Raw genomic sequence first — 15817 nt, forward strand, 5'->3', positions numbered from 1 at the left:
CTGTCATGCGCCCAGCTCGCATCCCACTATCGAGCCTTCGACACATGTGACGCAAGAACCGCCGATGCGAATGCGCCCGCCTGCATCCACGTTCACTTCGATGCGTCCATCCCGACCGACACAGCGCCCCTGGGTCGCAAGGTAGTCCTTTCCATCGGTGGGCAACAGGCCTCGCGCCCACAGGAATGCGGCCACGCTGCCGTTGCCGCTTCCGCACACGGGGTCTTCCGTCACGCCGCACGAAGGCGCAAAGGTGCGAACTTCTATTGCGGCATCTCCGGCCTGATGCGGTCCGAACACTGTCAGGCCCGTAACGCCCAGGCGGCGTTCGAGATCAGCCAGCTTCGCAAGATCCGGATGCAAGCCGATGACGCTGCCCGCATCGTCCATGTGTGCGATGAGCCAGACCGGCCCCACATTCACGATGGCCGGTTCAATCTTCAACTTGCTTCCGAGAATCGACTCCAGCTCTGCCAGATCTGCCTTGCCCAAGGCGTCCAACCTTGCCGGTGGCAGCGCGAAGCTCAGGCGGCGGTTGTCACCTGTTTGCCCAACTGTCAGCTCGACAAGACCGATGCTGCACTCCTGAACCAATCGCCCACTGCTGCGCGGCACGACACGTCCAGACTCCAGCACCGCATGAGCGCTGCCGAGCGTGGGATGACCGGCAAAGGGAAGCTCGCTGCGTGGAGTGAATATCCGCAATCGATAGTCGGCCTCCCCCGACGAGGGCGGAAGCACGAAGGTCGTCTCCGACAGATTGGTCCAGCCCGCTATGGCCTGCATCTCGCCGGTATCGAGCCCTTCGGCATCGAGGACCACCGCAACCGGGTTACCCAGGAAAGGCCTGGAGGTGAAGACATCGACCACTCTGTAGGATCGTTTCATGATTCGGCTTCCTATCGCTCGCCCGCGACTACGCCATCGATTTCTGTCGCCTCGATTCCGTACTTCGCCATCCGTGCTCGATGATCGGCCGTGCCCAGGTACGCTCGAAGCTCCCTATTCACCACCTGCACAAACTCCTGATTCTTCTTGTTGAACGAGAAGGCCCCGACAGGGAGCCGTCCGCCCTCGCTGTTTTCATTCGCAACCACCTCCACGTCCTTGTGGGTCGCTGCGAGAGCGCGGCTGCCGACCGTGGTGCTCACGTATGCGTCGATCTTCCCCGCCAGCAGCGCGGCAATTGCGTCAGGCTGGTCCTTGAACGTCACGATCCGGTCTTCAGCGACACCCGAAGACTTCGCCGAGTCGATCTGCACGGTGCTAACGACGGCCCCCAGCCGGGCATCGCTACTTGACGCTATTGCCTTGTAGCCCGTCAGTGCCTTCGGATTTCCGCGCGGAACCAGGAACCCATCGCCGATTGCCCAGACCGGCTCGCTGAACGTGACCTGCCTGGCACGTTCGGGCGTCACGAAGATCGGCACGTTCATGTCCCAGCGGCCCTCCTGCACACCGGGCAAGAGTTCCCCGAAGGAGGTGAGATGGTGCTCGATGCTCGAAACTCCGATGGCCCGAAGCACTGCATCGGCCAGTTCGATGTCTGCTCCGGTTGCGGCCCGGTCCGGGCCTGTCCAGTAGAAAGGCGGCTCTTCGATGTATGCGATTCGTACTTTCATGCTTTGCTCGACTTTCCAAAAGAGAAACACACGGCTCTTCTTTCTGTCACTCACGCTGCAGCGGCATCGAGGCTCGATGAAAGAGCAGCCAACGCCGCCCCCAGACGCGCTGGAGGCAGATACCCGAAGCCCAACCGGAACACCCTGTCGCTTTCACCAAACCACTTGCCCGACGCTAGCTGCAAGTCGTGCTGAGGCAGCAGGTTCCAGAAGCGCGAGACGGCAGCATCGTCGAACGCATCGGCGCGTAGCCTGAGGCAGCACAGCGCGCCGCCCTCCGGCCTTATCCACTCGATGCGCCTTTGCTCACCCTGACACCAATCCGACAGTTCCTGCAGGGCGCCAGCAAGAAGCCGGCGTCTCGGCGCAAGCACGCGTTCCCTGTGGCGCAACAACGCAGCAGCGAGTGTTTCATCGAGAACCGATCCGGAGATCACGGTGTTCATCTTCGCGATCATGAGGCGTGACCTGAGCTCGGCGTCCGCAACCGTGAGCCAACCGGTCCGCAGCCCCGGCGCGCCGAGCGCCTTAGAAACAGATGCACCGGTAACGATGCGCGGATCGAGACTTGCGAAGCTCTCGGCCGCCGCGTCGTCTCCGTAAGTGGCCTCGCGATAGGTCTCGTCGATGAAGAGAAGCGCATCCGGAGACAGGCGCTCCATCAATCCTAGGAGCTTCTCGACATCGGCGCGAGAGGTGCGAACACCGCTCGGGTTCTGGGGAGAGGCGATGCTCACCAGCTTTGTCTTCGATGTCAGATTCGCCTCGATCTGATTCAGGTCCAAGCGGTAGCCGCTCTCGAACGAAAGCTTCACCTCGCGTACGATCACGCCGGCCCCCAGGAGACAGTCGCGACTGGGCGGAAAGCACGGTGTCGCCAGCACCGCCTCGTCGCCGGAACGGCAGACTTCGAACGCAAGCAGGAAAAGCCCCAGCGCCGTGCCTTGCGTCGTGATGACGTGTTCTGCCGAAACCTTGCAGGCATCCGCGATCTCCTGGCGAAGAGCGAGTGCACCGGCAGACGTTCCATAGCCAAGCTTCAGGTCGCGAATGTTTTCCAGGCCGGGGAGGTCCAGCAACTCGCCGAGGCTCAGGTCCTGCGACGTGCTTTCCGCCAGGTTGAACGGACGGTTCACATCGAGAAGAGAAATGATCTCGTTATAGGGAAACCTTCCACGCCACACCGAAGGAGTTGTCTCTCGCAGGTTGGCTCGCCGGCCATCGGCAAGACTCTCTTGAACAGCTGTCATTCTTTCGCCTCGATCCCGTTTTCAATACTGGAACGGGCGAATCGTATCGAGCCGGAGGCAACCGCAACAGCCACAGTTTTGTGCTTTCTCGACCAGCACAGTTCGCTTGGCAAAGCGCACTCATGCAATCGACAATCGCACTCGTCTTCACGATGAGCGCAACCATGGACGTGCACGCACCCTACCGATACGAACAGCTGGCCGACCTCATCGTCGACATGATCGACAACGGCGCGCTTTCCCCAGGGATGCGCGTTCCGTCCGTTCGCGCCATCAGCGAGCAGCATCGGATCAGCATTGCGACTGCACTGCAGGCATATCGCATGCTCGAGGACCAGGGGATTCTTGTGGCGAGGCCGCAGTCGGGCTTCTACGTTTCGAATGCGCGCCATGCAGCATTCGCCCTGCCTTCCACCTCCCGGCCTCGCGCGAGGGCATCGACCGTTTCGATCAGCGGTGTTGTTGCAACCTTGCTCGAGCACGCCTCGAACATGTCGCTCGTTCCGCTCGGATGCGCAGTGCCCGATGCGGGCTTGCTGCAGTCGCAGCGGCTCGACTTCACGCTCGCACGCATGGCGCGCCAGCACGGTTCGCGTCACAACGTCTACAGCCCGCCGCGCGGCGAACCCAGCCTGCGCCGCGAGATCGCGAAGCGGTCGATGCGCATCGGGCACGCGCTCTCTCCGGACGACGTGCTCATCACCAGCGGCTGCACCGAGGCGCTGACGCTCGCACTCGGCGCCGTGGCCAAGCCGGGCGACACGATAGCCGTCGAATCACCCACCTACTTCGGGCTACTGCACACCCTCGAGGTTCTGGGCCTGAAGGCGCTGGAACTGCCGACGGACCCAACTCGTGGCGTCGACATCGCGGCGCTGGCGCGCCTGCTCGGAAAAGAGCCAGTAGCGGCCTGCGTGCTTTCGTCGAGCTTCAACAATCCATTGGGGTCCGCGATGGCTGAAGCAGACAAGAGGTCGCTGCTCGCGCTGCTGTCGGAACACTCCATCCCCTTGATCGAAGACGACGTGTATGGCGACATCCACTTTGGCCGCGACAGACCCAAGCCATTCATCGCGCTGGCTCGGAGCGCCAACAGGGTCATCTACTGCAGCTCCTTCTCGAAAAGCCTTGCGCCGGGATACCGGGTCGGCTGGATCGTGCCTGGCGCCTATTCGCAGCAGGTGATGGAGCGCAAGCTGGCGTTCAGTCTTTGCAGCCCGGTCTTGCCGCAACTCACGGTTGCGGAGTTCCTGGCGAGCAACGCCTATGACATTCATCTGCGCCGGGTGCGGCGCATCCTCGAGGAAAACCTCACGCGCATGGTGCGTGCGATAGAGGCCAGTTTTCCGGCCGAGACAAAAGTGAGCCGGCCCGCTGGCGGCTTCATGCTCTGGCTTGAGCTTCCCAAGCAGTTCGACTCGCGCGCGCTGTTCGAAGAAGCGCTGGAGCATGGCATCTGCTTTGCGCCCGGCGATGTGTTCTCTGCAAGCCGGCGCTTTCGCAACTGCCTGCGGCTGAGCGCCGGGCATGCGTGGACCGAGCGGATTGATGCCGGCGTACGGCGGCTGGGGCGGCTTGCGCGGGCGCTGCTTGATCGGTGAGCGGTGGCTGGTGCTGCGCACATCGCGCATGCGCGGGTCGTAGGCGCTTGACCTGCGTGGCTATACTGCGCCCGTCACGTCAAAAACAGGCGTGATCGGGATTGGCGTCCCGCGCAATCACTGCGACGCAAGCCGCAGTTACCCCGCAGGGTCTGCGGCTTTGTCGTTCGTGCCTCCAGTTTTGGCGGCTCGACGGGAGGGCTCGCGCCCTGCCGGTTTCACGCAAGTGATTGCCCGGTACGCCAACCCGTCGAGCTGCCGCCCTCAATTGGCGTTGAGTGCGTCGGTTTCAGCAAACCGCAATCACTTGGAGGCCATTCATGGCTGCATCCGCTCGCGCGTCCGCGCAAGTCTCTTCATTTCCCGAATCTTCTGAAGTCACCAGCGTTGAATCGCTTGCGCTGCAAGCCTGCGATGACATCGACAGCCTTCACGAGATGCAGCGTGCATATGCCGGCCTCGAAAAGCTCATCGCTCCGCAGAAGGTGAACGATGCGGAAGAGGTTCATCCGACCCGTACCGAACTCGGCGCGCTGGTCCGGGTGGTCAATGAGGAATTGCAGCGGCGGATCGAAACGGCCGACATCACAATTCAATCGTTGCGTGCCGCCTTGTGTGAAGGCGGTGCGCGCTAGATGTGAAACGCCGCCAGCCCACCCACCACAAGCCCCGCAGCCGCCACACCGAACATCGCCCGCTCCAGCCACTTCTTCTTCGTCAGCAGCGCAATGGCAGCCAGCGCAATCGACACCTGCAGCACAGTAGTCGCCTGGGCCCACCGATGGTGCTGGTGCATCTGCTCGTCAGACTGCGCATCCCACCGGCTCGCCTCCGCCTCCAGCTTCTTCGCCTCGGTCTGGATGTCGGTCTTCTCCTGCTCGTAGCGCGCTACCTTGACCTGCCAGCCCTGCCTGCGGGTGTCGTCGGTCGCGGTGTCGCGCGCGAACTCGGCCAGTGCCTGCTTGGTGCTCTTCGACTGGAAGTAATTCCACTGGTTAGATGCCTCGGTCTTCTTGATCGCGGCGTTGTTCTTGTAGAGGCCGGCGTTGGCCTGCGTGGCCCCGCCCATGTACGAGAAGATCGCGCCGACGGTGGCGATCACGGCGGTGCACACCGCGATCTTGCTCGTCATGCTCATGCCGCCGGAATGCGCTGCTGCTGCGTCGTCATGGCCACCGCCATGGCCGCCTGATGCAGCGTGTTCCAGTTCGTGGTCGTGCGGGCCGTGCACGTGAAAGCCGTGTCCTGACATGGGATCCTTGCTGAAATATGGTTTTTAGGGCGCGCGCGAGTATGCACGGTCGCGCGCCGGTATCTCCCTGCTCCGTCAGGTTCCGGTCCGCTACCCATTGCCAGCATGAAGCGACAACAACAAACTTGCCCATGACCGCAGAAACTCCCCCGATGCCCACGCCCACGACCGCCCCACGCCGCCCTGGCCTAGCCGACGTCGTCGCGGGCGTCTCCATCGCGGGCCTGCTGCTGCCCGAGGCGGTCGCTTATTCGGGCATAGCGGGGCTGCCACCGCAGGCCGGCGTGATCGCGCTGTTCGCGGGGCTGCTGGTGTACGGCCTCTTCGGCAGCAGCCGCTTCGCGATCGTCTCGGCCACTTCGTCTTCCGCCGCGGTGCTGTTCGCGGCCACGATGTCGGTGACGGGTGTCGATGCGGTCACGCGGCTGGCGTTGGGCGCGGGCATCGTGCTGCTGGCCGGGGTGTTCTTCGTGATTGCGGGCATCGCCCGACTCGGCGCTGTGTCTAGCCTGATCGCCAAGCCGGTGCTGCGCGGCTTCGCACTGGGGCTGGCGCTCACCATCGTGGTCAAGCAGTTGCCCAAGGTGCTCGCGGTGCAGCCGGTGCACAGCGATTTCTTCCGCCTTGCCGCGGGGCTGGTGGCCGAATGGCGGCACTGGAACCTTGCGGGCGCGGCCATGGCGCTTGTCGCGCTGGTGCTTCTGCGCGGCCTGGCGCGATGGCGCGCGGTGCCGGCGGCCCTGCTGGTGATCGTGGCCGGTATCGTGCTCGACGTGAATGGCCTATGCCATGCCTGGGGCGTGGCGGCGGTGGGGCCGATCTCGCTCGACTTCTCGCACCCGGGTGTGCCGCAGCTCGACCGGGAACAGTGGCAGAGCCTCGGCGGGCTGGCCTTCGCGATGGCGCTGATCCTCTATGCCGAGTCTTACGGGTCTATCCGCACCTTTGCGATGCGCCACGGCGACAACGTGTCGGCCAACCGCGACCTGCTGGCGCTCGGCGGCGCGAACCTGCTGTCGGCGCTGTTCCAGGGCATGCCGGTGGGTGCGGGCTACTCGGCCACGTCGGCCAACGAATCGGCCGGTGCGAAGACTCGCACGGCTGGCATCGTAGCGGGGCTGGTGGTGCTGGTGGCGGTGCTCACGCTGCTGCCGTGGATCGCGCATACGCCCGAGCCGCTGCTGGCGGCCATCGTGATCCACGCGGTGAGCCACACGCTGAGCCCGGCGGCGCTGCGGCCGTACTTCCAGTGGCGGCGCGACCGGCTGGTGGCGCTGGTGGCGATTGCCGCGGTGCTGCTGCTGGGCGTGCTCAACGGGCTGCTGGCTGCCATCGGCGTGAGCCTGCTGTTGCTGCTGCGCGGCTTCTCGCGCACCACCGTGAGCTGGCTCGGGCGGCTGGGCCAGAGCCACGACTTTGTAGACACGGCCCGCCACCCCGAGGCCGTGGTGCCGCCTGGCGTGCTGATCGCGCGGCCCGATGTGCCCTTGTTCTTCGGCAATGCGGATGCAGTGTTCGCATCGATCCGCGCACGCATCGACGCGACGCCGGGCCTGCAGCGCATGGTGCTGAGCCTGGAAGAGTCGGCGGACCTCGACGCGACCAGCATCGAGGCGCTGTGCGACTTCGCAGCCTATGTGCGCGTGCGCGGCGCGCGCCTGTCGCTGGCGCGCGTGAAGGATGACCTGCGCGACCTGCTGGCCAAGGTGAACTCGCCCGATTTGCACGCCGACGTGTACGCGCCTTGGAGTGTGGACGACGCGGTGCAACCGCAGGTTGCCGCCTGAGCTCGCTCGAGAGGCAGGCGCCTCAACCCGCCAGAAAGTCCGGCTGGCGAAACTTCTTTTCAAGAAACTGCCCGTTGGCCACCAGCGCGGCTGCATCGCTCGAAGCGACGTTGGCAACGATCTCGCGCAGCTTTGCATCGAGCAGGCCCAGTTGCTCGCCGAGCAACTGGCGCGCGGTCTTGCCGTCCTTCACCGCATGGGTGATGCGAAAGGCCGGCGGCAGCGCGACGTAGTTGGCGAGCGTTTCGGGCAGGTAGCGCAGCACGGTCTCGCGCACGGTGAACAGGTCGTCGCCATGCGAGCCCGTACCGACGAGGCGCGGCAGCACTTCGCCCACCGAGCCGCGCACGTTGTCGAGGCTCTTGCGCATGTCTTCGGTGAGGTGCGGCTGCGCCTGCGCGACCACGCGGTCGAGGCGCTCCAGCGTCTGCTCGACGCTGAGGCTGTCTTCGATGCGGCGTTCGAGTTCAGGTGCCCTGCGGCCCAGCAGCCAGCCGGCCACGTACAGGCCGGCAGTGATCAGCAGCCAACCGGTGTCGATGACGCCGGCAAACAGCAGTGCCGGCCCCAGCAGCGCCAGCGCGCAGCCGAGGATGTTGCCGTTGCCGTAGAGAAACAGCAGCGCGCGCAGTTTGAGCGAGCGCTCCGGCATCACTGGTAGCCCCGGATTTCCTTGAACACCTGCCCCAGCTGCAGCTTGCGGCCGTCGAACTCGCGCCCGCCCGAGAGCTGCGCGATCTCCTGCATCTCGCTCACGTTGGCCTCGCCGAAGAGGATGGGGAAGATGCGCGCGGGCAGGCCGCCCGCGGCATAGCGCTCGCGGAACTCGCGCGGCTTCAGGCCCGCGTTGTTCTCGCCGTCGGTCAGCAGCACGATGCTCACGAAGCGGTCGGGTTCGCGCTGCTGTTCCTTGCGTGCCACTTCTTCGGCGGCAGCGAGCGCCGAATAGATGGCCGTGCCGCCGTTGGCAGTCATCGCGTCGGCCTGCTCGCGCAGCGTGGCGCGGGCCGCGTCGATCCGGTCGGCATCGAAGCGCACCCACACCGGCTCCTGCACCTCGGTTGAGAAGGTGATGAGCACCACGCGCTCGCGGCTCTGGAAGGCGCTATAGCGAGCGCTTGCGGTGGTGGCCTCGTCGGCGCCCGAAAGCAACTTGAGCGCCTCGCGCATCGAGGCCAGTCGCTTGCCCGCCATCGAGCCGCTGAGGTCGAGCACGAAGATCGAGGTGGCGGGCTTGCGCCATTTCGACTGGTAGGTGCCGAGCACCGCGTCGATCACCTCCAGCCGGTTGGGAAAGCCCAGCTCGGCCACGGCGGCGGTGGGCAAGGCGCCGGCGGCGGCAACCTCGGGGTTGGCGGGGCGCAGAAAGGCAGCCGAGAGCGCATCGCGCTGGAACGGCGCGGCCTTCAGCGTGGCGACCAGCTGGGTGTAGGCCTCGCGCTTGTCGGCGTTGAGCAGCATCAGCGGGTAGTCGGCCGAGATCATGCCGTCGCGCGGGTAGATCAGCGTGAGCTGGTCGGCGGCGGGCAGCTTCTCGTTGGCGCGCAGGATCACGGCTTCGTAGTTGACCATCGCGTCGATGGCCGACGGGTCCTTGATGTAGGCATCGGCCAGCCAGCCCGAGCTGCCGGCGGTGAGCTTCTGGCCGGAGAGAAAGGCCTTCAGCGTTTTCTCGTCCACGTCTTGCGCGGTCAGGTCTTCGGTCTTGCCCGCGAGCGCGGAGGCCACGGCGAACAGCGCGCTCATGCCGGTGTTGGAGCTGGTGGCGTTGGTCATGCCGTAGCGCAGCTGGCCTGCGCCCGCGGCCCTCGCGATTTCGGCCCAGCCCGGCGGTTTCCTGTTCCACCCGAGCTGCGCGGCCTTGGCGCTCTTCACGCCAAGCGCGATGCGCGAATAGAAGAGCTTGTCGCGCGCCAGCGGCTTGGTCTGCAGCGCGAGCGCGGGGTACGCGCCGTTGGGCGGCAGGATCGCGTCGAAGCGCTCGCCAGCGTTGATGCGCTCGACGATATCGAGCGTGCCGGCGTACGAGAGCTTCACGTCCACGCCGGCTGCCTTTGCGGCGGCGACGATGGGGGCTTCGAGGTCTTTGAGTTCGGAGCCCGCGAGGATGGTGAAGGTCGCGGTGGCTTGCGCGGCCGGCGCGGCGTTCATCGCCTGTGGCGGCTCTTCCTTGCCACAGGCCGCGAGGCCCAGCACCACAGCCGTCAGAGCTAGCAGCCGGGTCAGCAGACTCACAGCGCGACCTCGCCGCGCGGCGACTGCAGCGCCTCGGTCGTTTCCTGGCGGCGCACGCGGTCGAGATAGGTGCGGCTCTTGGCGACTTCATTCGTCAGCGTGTCCACCGTGGTCTGCATGGAGTCGAGCGCCTTGCTCTTGAAGTCGGCGATCGTGTCCATGGTCTGGTAGATGTTGGCGAAGGCCTGCTGCAGCTTGGCGATCTCGATGGTGCTGGAGGCCGCCTGCTGGTGGATGGCACTGCTCTGGTCGCGCAGCATCTCGCTGGTGCTGGCAATGAGGTTGCCGGTGGTGGCGTTGAGCGCGCTGATCTGGTCGAGCACCAGCTTCTGGTTGGACAGCGCCTGCGCCACGATCACTGCGGTGCGCAGCGCGGCCACGGTGGTGGTGGTGGCGCGGTCCACGCCCTTCATCAGCTCCAGGTTGTTCTTGCGGATCATGTCCAGCGCGAGATAGCCCTGGATGTTCACCGCGAGCTGCGTGAGCAGGTCGGTGACCTTCTGGCGCGAATAGAACAGCATTTCCTCGCGGATCACGCGGGCCTTCTCGGGGTCGGTGGTTTCCAGCGCGCGGGCCTTGGCGTCGAGCTGGCTGTCGAGCGCCTTGCCGATGTGCACGTATTTCTCGAGCCGTTCCATCAGCGTCCAGAGGTTGACCTTTTCCTGCTCGATGGCGGTGTTGTCGCGCAGCAGCTCGTCCTTGCCGCGCTTGAGCGATTCGATGATGGCGTTCAGGTGCGTCTGCGACGACTGGTAGCGCTCGAAGTACGCCAGCAGCTTGTTGCCCAGCGGAATGATGCCGAGCAGCTTGCGCGCCGAGAACAGGTCGCCCTGCTTCGAGGGGTCGAGGTCTTCCACCTGGTGGCGCAAGTCGATCAGCGACTGGCCGATCTGCGCGCCCTTGTCGAACAGGCCGTTGCGCAGCGAACCCACGGGCCGGTCGAGCATGCGGTTGGAGACCGATGCAGAGGCCTCGATGTCCTTGTTGCCCATCGAGTGGATGCGCTCCACGGCCTCTTTGAACTGCGGATGCTGGCTGTCGTGTGCGGTGATGTCGTCGATGAAGCGCGCCACCTGCGCGTCGAGCTCGGCCACGTCCTCGGGCTTCAGGCGCACCTTGCCGCTGGCCGACTCGACCGGCACCAGGGCAACGGGCGCGGGCGGTTCGAGCGTGAAGGCCTGCGGCGGCTGCAGGTCGATGGGCGCGGGGGCCGTTGCGGTGGTGGTGGTTGCGGTGACAGGCGCGTTCATGAATGCGTTCCTTGGTTCAGTCGTTCGGTCGTTCACTTGAAGCGGGCTTCGATGCCCGTGGTCATTCGCTCGAGCCACTCGAAGCTCGGCGGGTCGATCACGTCGACCAGCACGTCGGGCACCTTCACGCCGCGCGCGGCCCAGGTTTCGGGGCCCTTGGCGTCGCCGCCGGTGCGGTAGCCGTATTCGTGCGCGAGCTCGCGCAGGGCCGGGTCGTTTTCCAGCGCCGCTCCGAGCCGCGCGCCGCCGGGCGTGTAGGGCACCAGCACGTGCTTCGAATAGACGGTGGGCTTGGGGTAGAGCAGCACCATGTCGCTCTTGAGCCGGTCGGGGTTCTTCAGCCAGAACTCGATCATTTGCGACTCGTAGGCCACCAGCAGCGGCGCCTTGCCCATGCCGAGCGCGAGATAGTCTTCGAACGGCCCGGCCGACGATTGCTCCTGGAAGCCCTGGCGCAGGAACAGCGGTGCAACCACGGGCATGACGCGGTCCACGTCTTCCTGGCTCTGCACGATCTGCTGGCTGTTGGCGAGGTAGCTCGCGAGCGCGAGGTACATGGCCGCCGAGTTGGAGGTGCGCACGTCGGTCGAGTTGATGAGCAGCGACTTGCTGGTGGAAAACGCGCTGCTGGCCTTGAGCTCCTTCCAGCGCGTGCCCTTCTCGATCATGGCCATCAGGCCCGGCAGGTCGACCACGTAGTAGAAGTCGCCCTGCTTCTGCGCGATGCCGTTGGCCACGAGGATCTCGGCAATCGGCCGCCAGCTGGCCAGCACGATGGGCGTGTAGAACGGGTTGAAGACGTTAGGCGCCTTGGCGAGCGTCTTGAGCTGCGCCGCAGCGGGCGCGCCCGAGGGAAAGCCGAAGTCGAACTTGGTGGCGTCGTAGCGGCTGGCAATGGCACGCGAACCGGCCTTCTCGACGGTGACGGTGATGTCCTGCGCCGCCAGCGCCTTCTGCACGCGCGGGTCGGCAAAGAAGGTTTCTTTTTCGGAGCCGATCAGGCCCCGCAGCGTGACCTGTTTCTGCTGCTCGATGCGCGCGGCGGCGGCGGTGGCCGATTCATCGTGCAGGCGGGTGTTCGAATACCAGACGCCGGACCCGACCGCGGCCAGCAGGACGACGGCCAGCGCTGGTGCGATCAGCTTGCGGATTTCCAAATCTCATGCTCCTCTCCCCCTGTGAACGGGGGTAGAGAAACATGCTAACTACCGAATATGACGGTTTGTGACAGTCAGATGTCGGTGGCTATTTCCTGGGTAATGCGCAGGAATTTCTCGATGTCGGCGACGGAATTGCAATGCAGCGGCGACACCCGAACGGTGCCCGCGAGCCCGAAGGATTCGAGCATGCGCTTCGAGTAGATGCTGGTTGCCACACGCTCGTAGACGGTCACGCCGCGCTTGCCGTACTCGACCACCGCCTGCGTGCAGTCGATACGGTCGAAGCCGATGCCCAGGATCAGGTCGCGCTTGGTCAGGTCTTCGTGATCGAGGAAGACGTTGACGCCCTTCATCTCCCGCATGCCGGTGGCGTTCGCGTTGCCGTCGAGCAGCAGTGCCAGCAGCGCGCGCTCGTGCAGTTCGATGTGCGTGATGCCGGCGATGAACAGTGCGCGCCGGTCGGTGGCGTCGCTGAAGTGGCCGCCCAGCCAGCAAACGTAGTCGACGATTTCCGTGAGCACCGCGAACTGCCACGGCGCCGCGCTGCCCAGGTCCCAGTAGTCGGGCTTCTTGCCCGCCAGCTTGTGGTGCGGCAGCACGGCCGCGCGCTCGGACACCCACGAGAGCCCCGAGCCCCGGCAGCCGAAGAACTTGTAGGGCGCGAGGTTGATGCCGTCCACCGGCGTCTTCTGCAGGTCGATGAGGCCGTGCGGCGCGTGCTGCACGGCGTCGACCAGGATGTACAGGTCGGGCTTGATCTCGCGCGCGCGGCGCACGATTTCGGCCATGTCGAGCTTGGCGCCGGAGATGTTCGACGCGTAGATCACGTTGAGCAGGCAGGTATCTTTGTCGACCAGTCGCACGATCTCTTCCACGTCGACGCCACCGGTGACGGGGTTGCTCTGCGCCACGCGCAGCTCGCGGCCGAGGCGCTGGGCGTAGAGGCTCATCGCGTCGAAGGCCGACGGATGTTCGAGCACGGTGGTGACCATGTTCGTGCCCGGCACGTTCTCCGCGATGGCGCGCACCATGTCGAACATGGCGCCCGAGGCGCTGAACGAGGCGTACACGCTGCCGCCCGTGGCATTGAGGATGGTGCGCAGGTCGGCGCTGCCCTTGGCCTGGATGTTCTGCAGCTCGACGGCCGTGGCGTGGATGCGCTCGGCGTTGTCGGGAATGGCATCGACCTGCGCGAAGCGCTCGACCGCGGCCTTGAGGCGGAACGAGCCGCCGGCGTTGTCGAAGTACAGGCGCTCGCGGCCGTGGTGGTCATGGTCGACCTGCAGGAAGCGCGCTTTCACCTCGCGCATCAGCGCATCGGAAAAGGCCTGGCCGCGGTCGGGATCAGGAAGCTGGAGAGTCATCGCTCAGACGCCCTTGTTGTTCGGGTTCTTGTAGATCTCGCGCACCGCATCCGTCATCGGGAAGTTGAGGTTCGCGTTCTTCGGCGGGATCGGCGACATGAACCACTTGGTGTAGAGCTGCTCGATGGCGCCCGACTTCATCAGGCCCGTGACGGTCTCGTCGACGAGTGCCTTGAACTGCGGGTCGTCCTTGCGCAGCATGATCCCGTAGGGCTCCTGGCGCAGCGATTCCTTCAGGATCTTGTAGTCGCCCGGGTTGGTCGCGCTGGCGATCATGCCGGCGAGCTGCACGTCGTCGAGCACATAGGCGTCGGCGCGGCCGGTGGACAGCAGCAGGAAGCCGTCGGAGGTGTCCTTGCCGGCGATCTCGTTCACTTCGATGGTGCCGCTCTTGCGCGCGCCGCGCAGCAGCTGGATCGAGGTGCTGCCCGAGACGGTGGCCACGTTCTTGCCGTTGAGGTCGCCCAGTGCATTGATGCCCGAAGCCTTCTTCACGGCGGCGGTGATGTTGGTGACGAAGTGGCTGGGCGCGAAGTCGACCTGCTGCTGGCGCTGCGTGGTGTTTGTGGTGGTGGCGCAGTCGAGGTCGACGGTGCCGTTCTGCAGCAGCGGAATGCGGTTGGTCGAGTTGAGCATGGTGTAGCGCACCTCGATCTTGGCCAGGCCCAGCTTGGCCTTCACGGCGTCGACGATCTTCAGGCAGATGTCGTTGGTGAAGCCGATGGGCGCGCTGTCGGCGCTGAGCTTGTACGAGAACGGGATCTGGCTGTCGCGCGCGCCGATCTGGATCGTGCCGCTCTCCTTGATCTTCTGCAGCGTGCCGCCGTCCTGGGCACTGGCGGCGCCGCAGGTGAAGGCAAAGACAAGTCCGAGCGCGAGGGGCAGTTTCTTGAAGTCCATGGAGAGTTCCTTGAAGAGTCGATGACGTTGGTCGAACGCGGTGGTTTTGGCGAATCTTCTGCCTCGCAATGAATTTCTAAAAGCGATTTTTTGTGATCGAATCGCATGAATAAAAGCGTTCTTTCAGTCAGCCTTCACAGGAGCAACGCACCGTGATGACCTTCAAGCAACTCGAAGCCCTGTACTGGATCGCCCGGCTCGGCGGCTTCGCGCAGGCGGCCAACCAGCTCAACACCTCGCAGTCGGCCATCTCAAAGCGGGTGCACGAGCTGGAGCAGCTGTTCGACACCGAGCTGTTCGACCGCAGCCAGCGCGCCGCGCGGCTCACCGAGAAAGGCGAAGAGATGTTCGTGCTCGCCCGGAAGCTGCTGGAGCAGCGCGACGCCGCCGTCGAGCAGTTCGGCAAGCCCGGTGTGGTGGAGCGCCGCATACGCCTGGGCGTGACCGAGCTCACCGCGATGACGTGGCTGCCGCGGCTGGTGGGCCTCATCCAGCAGCACTATCCCAAGGTGATCCTCGAGCCCGATGTGGACGACAGCCTCCAGCTGCGCGACAAGCTGCTGGCCGACGAGCTTGACCTGGTCATCGTGCCCGACACCTTTGCCGACTCGCGCCTGCCGCACAAGGTCATCGGCCAGGTGAAGAGCGCGTGGATGTGCAAGCCCGGCGTGGTGCCGGCCGGCGGCACCGTGCGACTGCACGAACTGGCGCGCCATCGGATGCTGGTGCAGGGCAACAACTCCGGCACGGGCCGCGCCTACGACGCATGGATGAAAGAGCAAGGCGTGCAGCCCGCCAACGTGATCGTGGTGAGCAACCTGGTAGCGCTGACCGGGCTCACCGTGTCGGGGCTGGGCGTGAGCTACCTGCCGCGCGAGTGCCTGCAGCCGCTGGTGGCGGCGGGGATGCTTACGGTGATCGACGTGACGCCAGCCTTGCCCGTGGTGCGCTACGTGGCGATGCACAAAGGCGAGCACCGCAGCGCGCTCACCTCATCCATCGTGATGCTGGCGCAGGAATGCTGCGACTTCACGCGGATGTTCCAGGCGCAGGCGGAGGGAGAAGAAGAGGAAACGGAAACGACGCGCGGCTGAATGCGAGCTTCTGTCCTAGCTGTTGTCGTCGACGGGGGACAGGTCCGGATGCAATTGCCGCAGCGCCAGAGACAACCGGAGCACTCGCTCCCGCGCACCCGGCTCACCCCGGGCCAGTGCGCCCAATGCTGCTTCGTAGTCATCAGTGAGCTGCTGCCACAGCTCGAAATCGGCGCCAAGGCCTTCAGCGTCCTTGTCCATCTTTGCTCCAAGTCGGAATTCGACGGCCGGTGAGTGCGTCAGTTTGACCGATTTTTGCCGGGAGCGTTAGAACTTTAGGGGTCGTGGGGTCATATCCAACT

General features: G+C 65.1%; 15 protein-coding genes. 4 read left to right on the forward strand and 11 right to left on the reverse strand.

From position 1 onward, the window contains the following. Positions 1-3: 3 nt before the first annotated feature. From ACZYSP_RS11305 to ACZYSP_RS11315, 3 genes are read right to left on the reverse strand one after another with little or no spacing between them, the layout of a single operon-like run. The gene (locus ACZYSP_RS11305) at positions 4-888 is read right to left on the reverse strand and encodes a PhzF family phenazine biosynthesis protein (protein WP_093075810.1); all 885 of its coding nucleotides are present in this window, start codon (positions 886-888) and stop codon (positions 4-6) included. An 11-nt stretch (positions 889-899) separates the two neighbouring features. Continuing rightward, a complete protein-coding gene (locus ACZYSP_RS11310; RefSeq protein WP_093076073.1) occupies positions 900-1622 on the reverse strand; it encodes a transporter substrate-binding domain-containing protein in 723 nt (240 codons plus the stop codon). A gap of 50 nt (positions 1623-1672) precedes the next feature. Further along, complete coding sequence (locus ACZYSP_RS11315) at positions 1673-2872, reverse strand: pyridoxal phosphate-dependent aminotransferase (protein ID WP_093075812.1); 1200 nt, start codon at positions 2870-2872, stop codon at positions 1673-1675. Positions 2873-3036: 164 nt separating this feature from the next. On the opposite strand from ACZYSP_RS11315, the gene ACZYSP_RS11320 reads away from it, so the two are divergent. Beyond that, entirely contained in the window at positions 3037-4473 is a 1437-nt protein-coding gene (locus tag ACZYSP_RS11320) for an aminotransferase-like domain-containing protein (RefSeq protein WP_093076075.1), read from the forward strand. 320 nt (positions 4474-4793) lie between these two features. Then, the gene (locus tag ACZYSP_RS11325; protein WP_489014171.1) at positions 4794-5108 is read left to right on the forward strand and encodes a hypothetical protein; all 315 of its coding nucleotides are present in this window, start codon (positions 4794-4796) and stop codon (positions 5106-5108) included. Here the strand turns inward: ACZYSP_RS11325 and ACZYSP_RS11330 are convergent. Continuing rightward, positions 5105-5725, reverse strand: coding sequence for a DUF4337 domain-containing protein (locus tag ACZYSP_RS11330; RefSeq protein WP_093048790.1), 621 nt, complete (start codon positions 5723-5725; stop codon positions 5105-5107). The two genes, ACZYSP_RS11325 and ACZYSP_RS11330, sit on opposite strands and share 4 nt — an antisense overlap. Positions 5726-5856: 131 nt before the next feature. Between ACZYSP_RS11330 and ACZYSP_RS11335 the strand changes: the two genes are divergently transcribed. Continuing rightward, positions 5857-7512: a SulP family inorganic anion transporter gene (locus ACZYSP_RS11335; protein ID WP_093075815.1), complete on the forward strand. Its 1656-nt coding sequence runs from the start codon at positions 5857-5859 to the stop codon at positions 7510-7512. A 22-nt stretch (positions 7513-7534) separates the two neighbouring features. Here the strand turns inward: ACZYSP_RS11335 and ACZYSP_RS11340 are convergent, their stop codons facing one another. From ACZYSP_RS11340 to ACZYSP_RS11365, 6 genes are all read right to left on the reverse strand, one after another. Further along, positions 7535-8164 carry a hypothetical protein gene (locus tag ACZYSP_RS11340; protein ID WP_093048775.1) on the reverse strand — a complete coding sequence of 210 codons (630 nt, stop codon included), beginning with the start codon at positions 8162-8164 and terminating at the stop codon, positions 7535-7537. Further along, the gene (locus ACZYSP_RS11345; protein ID WP_256216701.1) at positions 8164-9747 is read right to left on the reverse strand and encodes a vWA domain-containing protein; all 1584 of its coding nucleotides are present in this window, start codon (positions 9745-9747) and stop codon (positions 8164-8166) included. Before ACZYSP_RS11345 ends, ACZYSP_RS11340 begins: the two co-directional genes overlap by 1 nt. After that, entirely contained in the window at positions 9744-10997 is a 1254-nt protein-coding gene (locus tag ACZYSP_RS11350) for a toxic anion resistance protein (protein WP_093075818.1), read from the reverse strand. Before ACZYSP_RS11350 ends, ACZYSP_RS11345 begins: the two co-directional genes overlap by 4 nt. Positions 10998-11029: 32 nt before the next feature. Next, positions 11030-12154: a hypothetical protein gene (locus tag ACZYSP_RS11355; RefSeq protein WP_093075819.1), complete on the reverse strand. Its 1125-nt coding sequence runs from the start codon at positions 12152-12154 to the stop codon at positions 11030-11032. Positions 12155-12228: 74 nt separating this feature from the next. Continuing rightward, positions 12229-13521, reverse strand: a complete 1293-nt coding sequence (locus tag ACZYSP_RS11360) for an aminotransferase class V-fold PLP-dependent enzyme (RefSeq protein ID WP_093075821.1) — start codon at positions 13519-13521, stop codon at positions 12229-12231. A 3-nt stretch (positions 13522-13524) separates the two neighbouring features. Next, on the reverse strand, positions 13525-14421 hold the full coding sequence (locus tag ACZYSP_RS11365) for a transporter substrate-binding domain-containing protein (RefSeq protein WP_093048764.1): 897 nt from the start codon (positions 14419-14421) through the stop codon (positions 13525-13527). A 155-nt stretch (positions 14422-14576) separates the two neighbouring features. Here ACZYSP_RS11365 and ACZYSP_RS11370 point away from each other — a divergent pair, with 155 nt between their 5' ends. After that, positions 14577-15515 (forward strand): LysR family transcriptional regulator, encoded by a 939-nt coding sequence (locus ACZYSP_RS11370; protein ID WP_093048761.1) that lies wholly within the window; start codon positions 14577-14579, stop codon positions 15513-15515. A 15-nt stretch (positions 15516-15530) separates the two neighbouring features. On the opposite strand, the gene ACZYSP_RS11375 is transcribed toward ACZYSP_RS11370, so the two are convergent. Next, positions 15531-15716, reverse strand: coding sequence for a hypothetical protein (locus ACZYSP_RS11375; protein WP_093048758.1), 186 nt, complete (start codon positions 15714-15716; stop codon positions 15531-15533). Between the last annotated feature and the right edge of the window lie 101 nt (positions 15717-15817).

It is taken from the genome of Variovorax sp. F042, from assembly GCF_057814215.1.

What these genes read in the sequence shown, in the direction of transcription:
- ACZYSP_RS11305 (WP_093075810.1), bottom strand. Translation starts at nt 888, where the DNA reads ATGAAACGATCCTACAGAGTGGTCGATGTCTTCACCTCCAGGCCTTTC.
- ACZYSP_RS11310 (WP_093076073.1), bottom strand. Translation starts at nt 1,622, where the DNA reads ATGAAAGTACGAATCGCATACATCGAAGAGCCGCCTTTCTACTGGACA.
- ACZYSP_RS11315 (WP_093075812.1), bottom strand. Translation starts at nt 2,872, where the DNA reads ATGACAGCTGTTCAAGAGAGTCTTGCCGATGGCCGGCGAGCCAACCTG.
- ACZYSP_RS11320 (WP_093076075.1), top strand. Translation starts at nt 3,037, where the DNA reads ATGGACGTGCACGCACCCTACCGATACGAACAGCTGGCCGACCTCATC.
- ACZYSP_RS11325 (WP_489014171.1), top strand. Translation starts at nt 4,794, where the DNA reads ATGGCTGCATCCGCTCGCGCGTCCGCGCAAGTCTCTTCATTTCCCGAA.
- ACZYSP_RS11330 (WP_093048790.1), bottom strand. Translation starts at nt 5,725, where the DNA reads ATGTCAGGACACGGCTTTCACGTGCACGGCCCGCACGACCACGAACTG.
- ACZYSP_RS11335 (WP_093075815.1), top strand. Translation starts at nt 5,857, where the DNA reads ATGACCGCAGAAACTCCCCCGATGCCCACGCCCACGACCGCCCCACGC.
- ACZYSP_RS11340 (WP_093048775.1), bottom strand. Translation starts at nt 8,164, where the DNA reads ATGCCGGAGCGCTCGCTCAAACTGCGCGCGCTGCTGTTTCTCTACGGC.
- ACZYSP_RS11350 (WP_093075818.1), bottom strand. Translation starts at nt 10,997, where the DNA reads ATGAACGCGCCTGTCACCGCAACCACCACCACCGCAACGGCCCCCGCG.
- ACZYSP_RS11360 (WP_093075821.1), bottom strand. Translation starts at nt 13,521, where the DNA reads ATGACTCTCCAGCTTCCTGATCCCGACCGCGGCCAGGCCTTTTCCGAT.
- ACZYSP_RS11365 (WP_093048764.1), bottom strand. Translation starts at nt 14,421, where the DNA reads ATGGACTTCAAGAAACTGCCCCTCGCGCTCGGACTTGTCTTTGCCTTC.
- ACZYSP_RS11370 (WP_093048761.1), top strand. Translation starts at nt 14,577, where the DNA reads ATGACCTTCAAGCAACTCGAAGCCCTGTACTGGATCGCCCGGCTCGGC.
- ACZYSP_RS11375 (WP_093048758.1), bottom strand. Translation starts at nt 15,716, where the DNA reads ATGGACAAGGACGCTGAAGGCCTTGGCGCCGATTTCGAGCTGTGGCAG.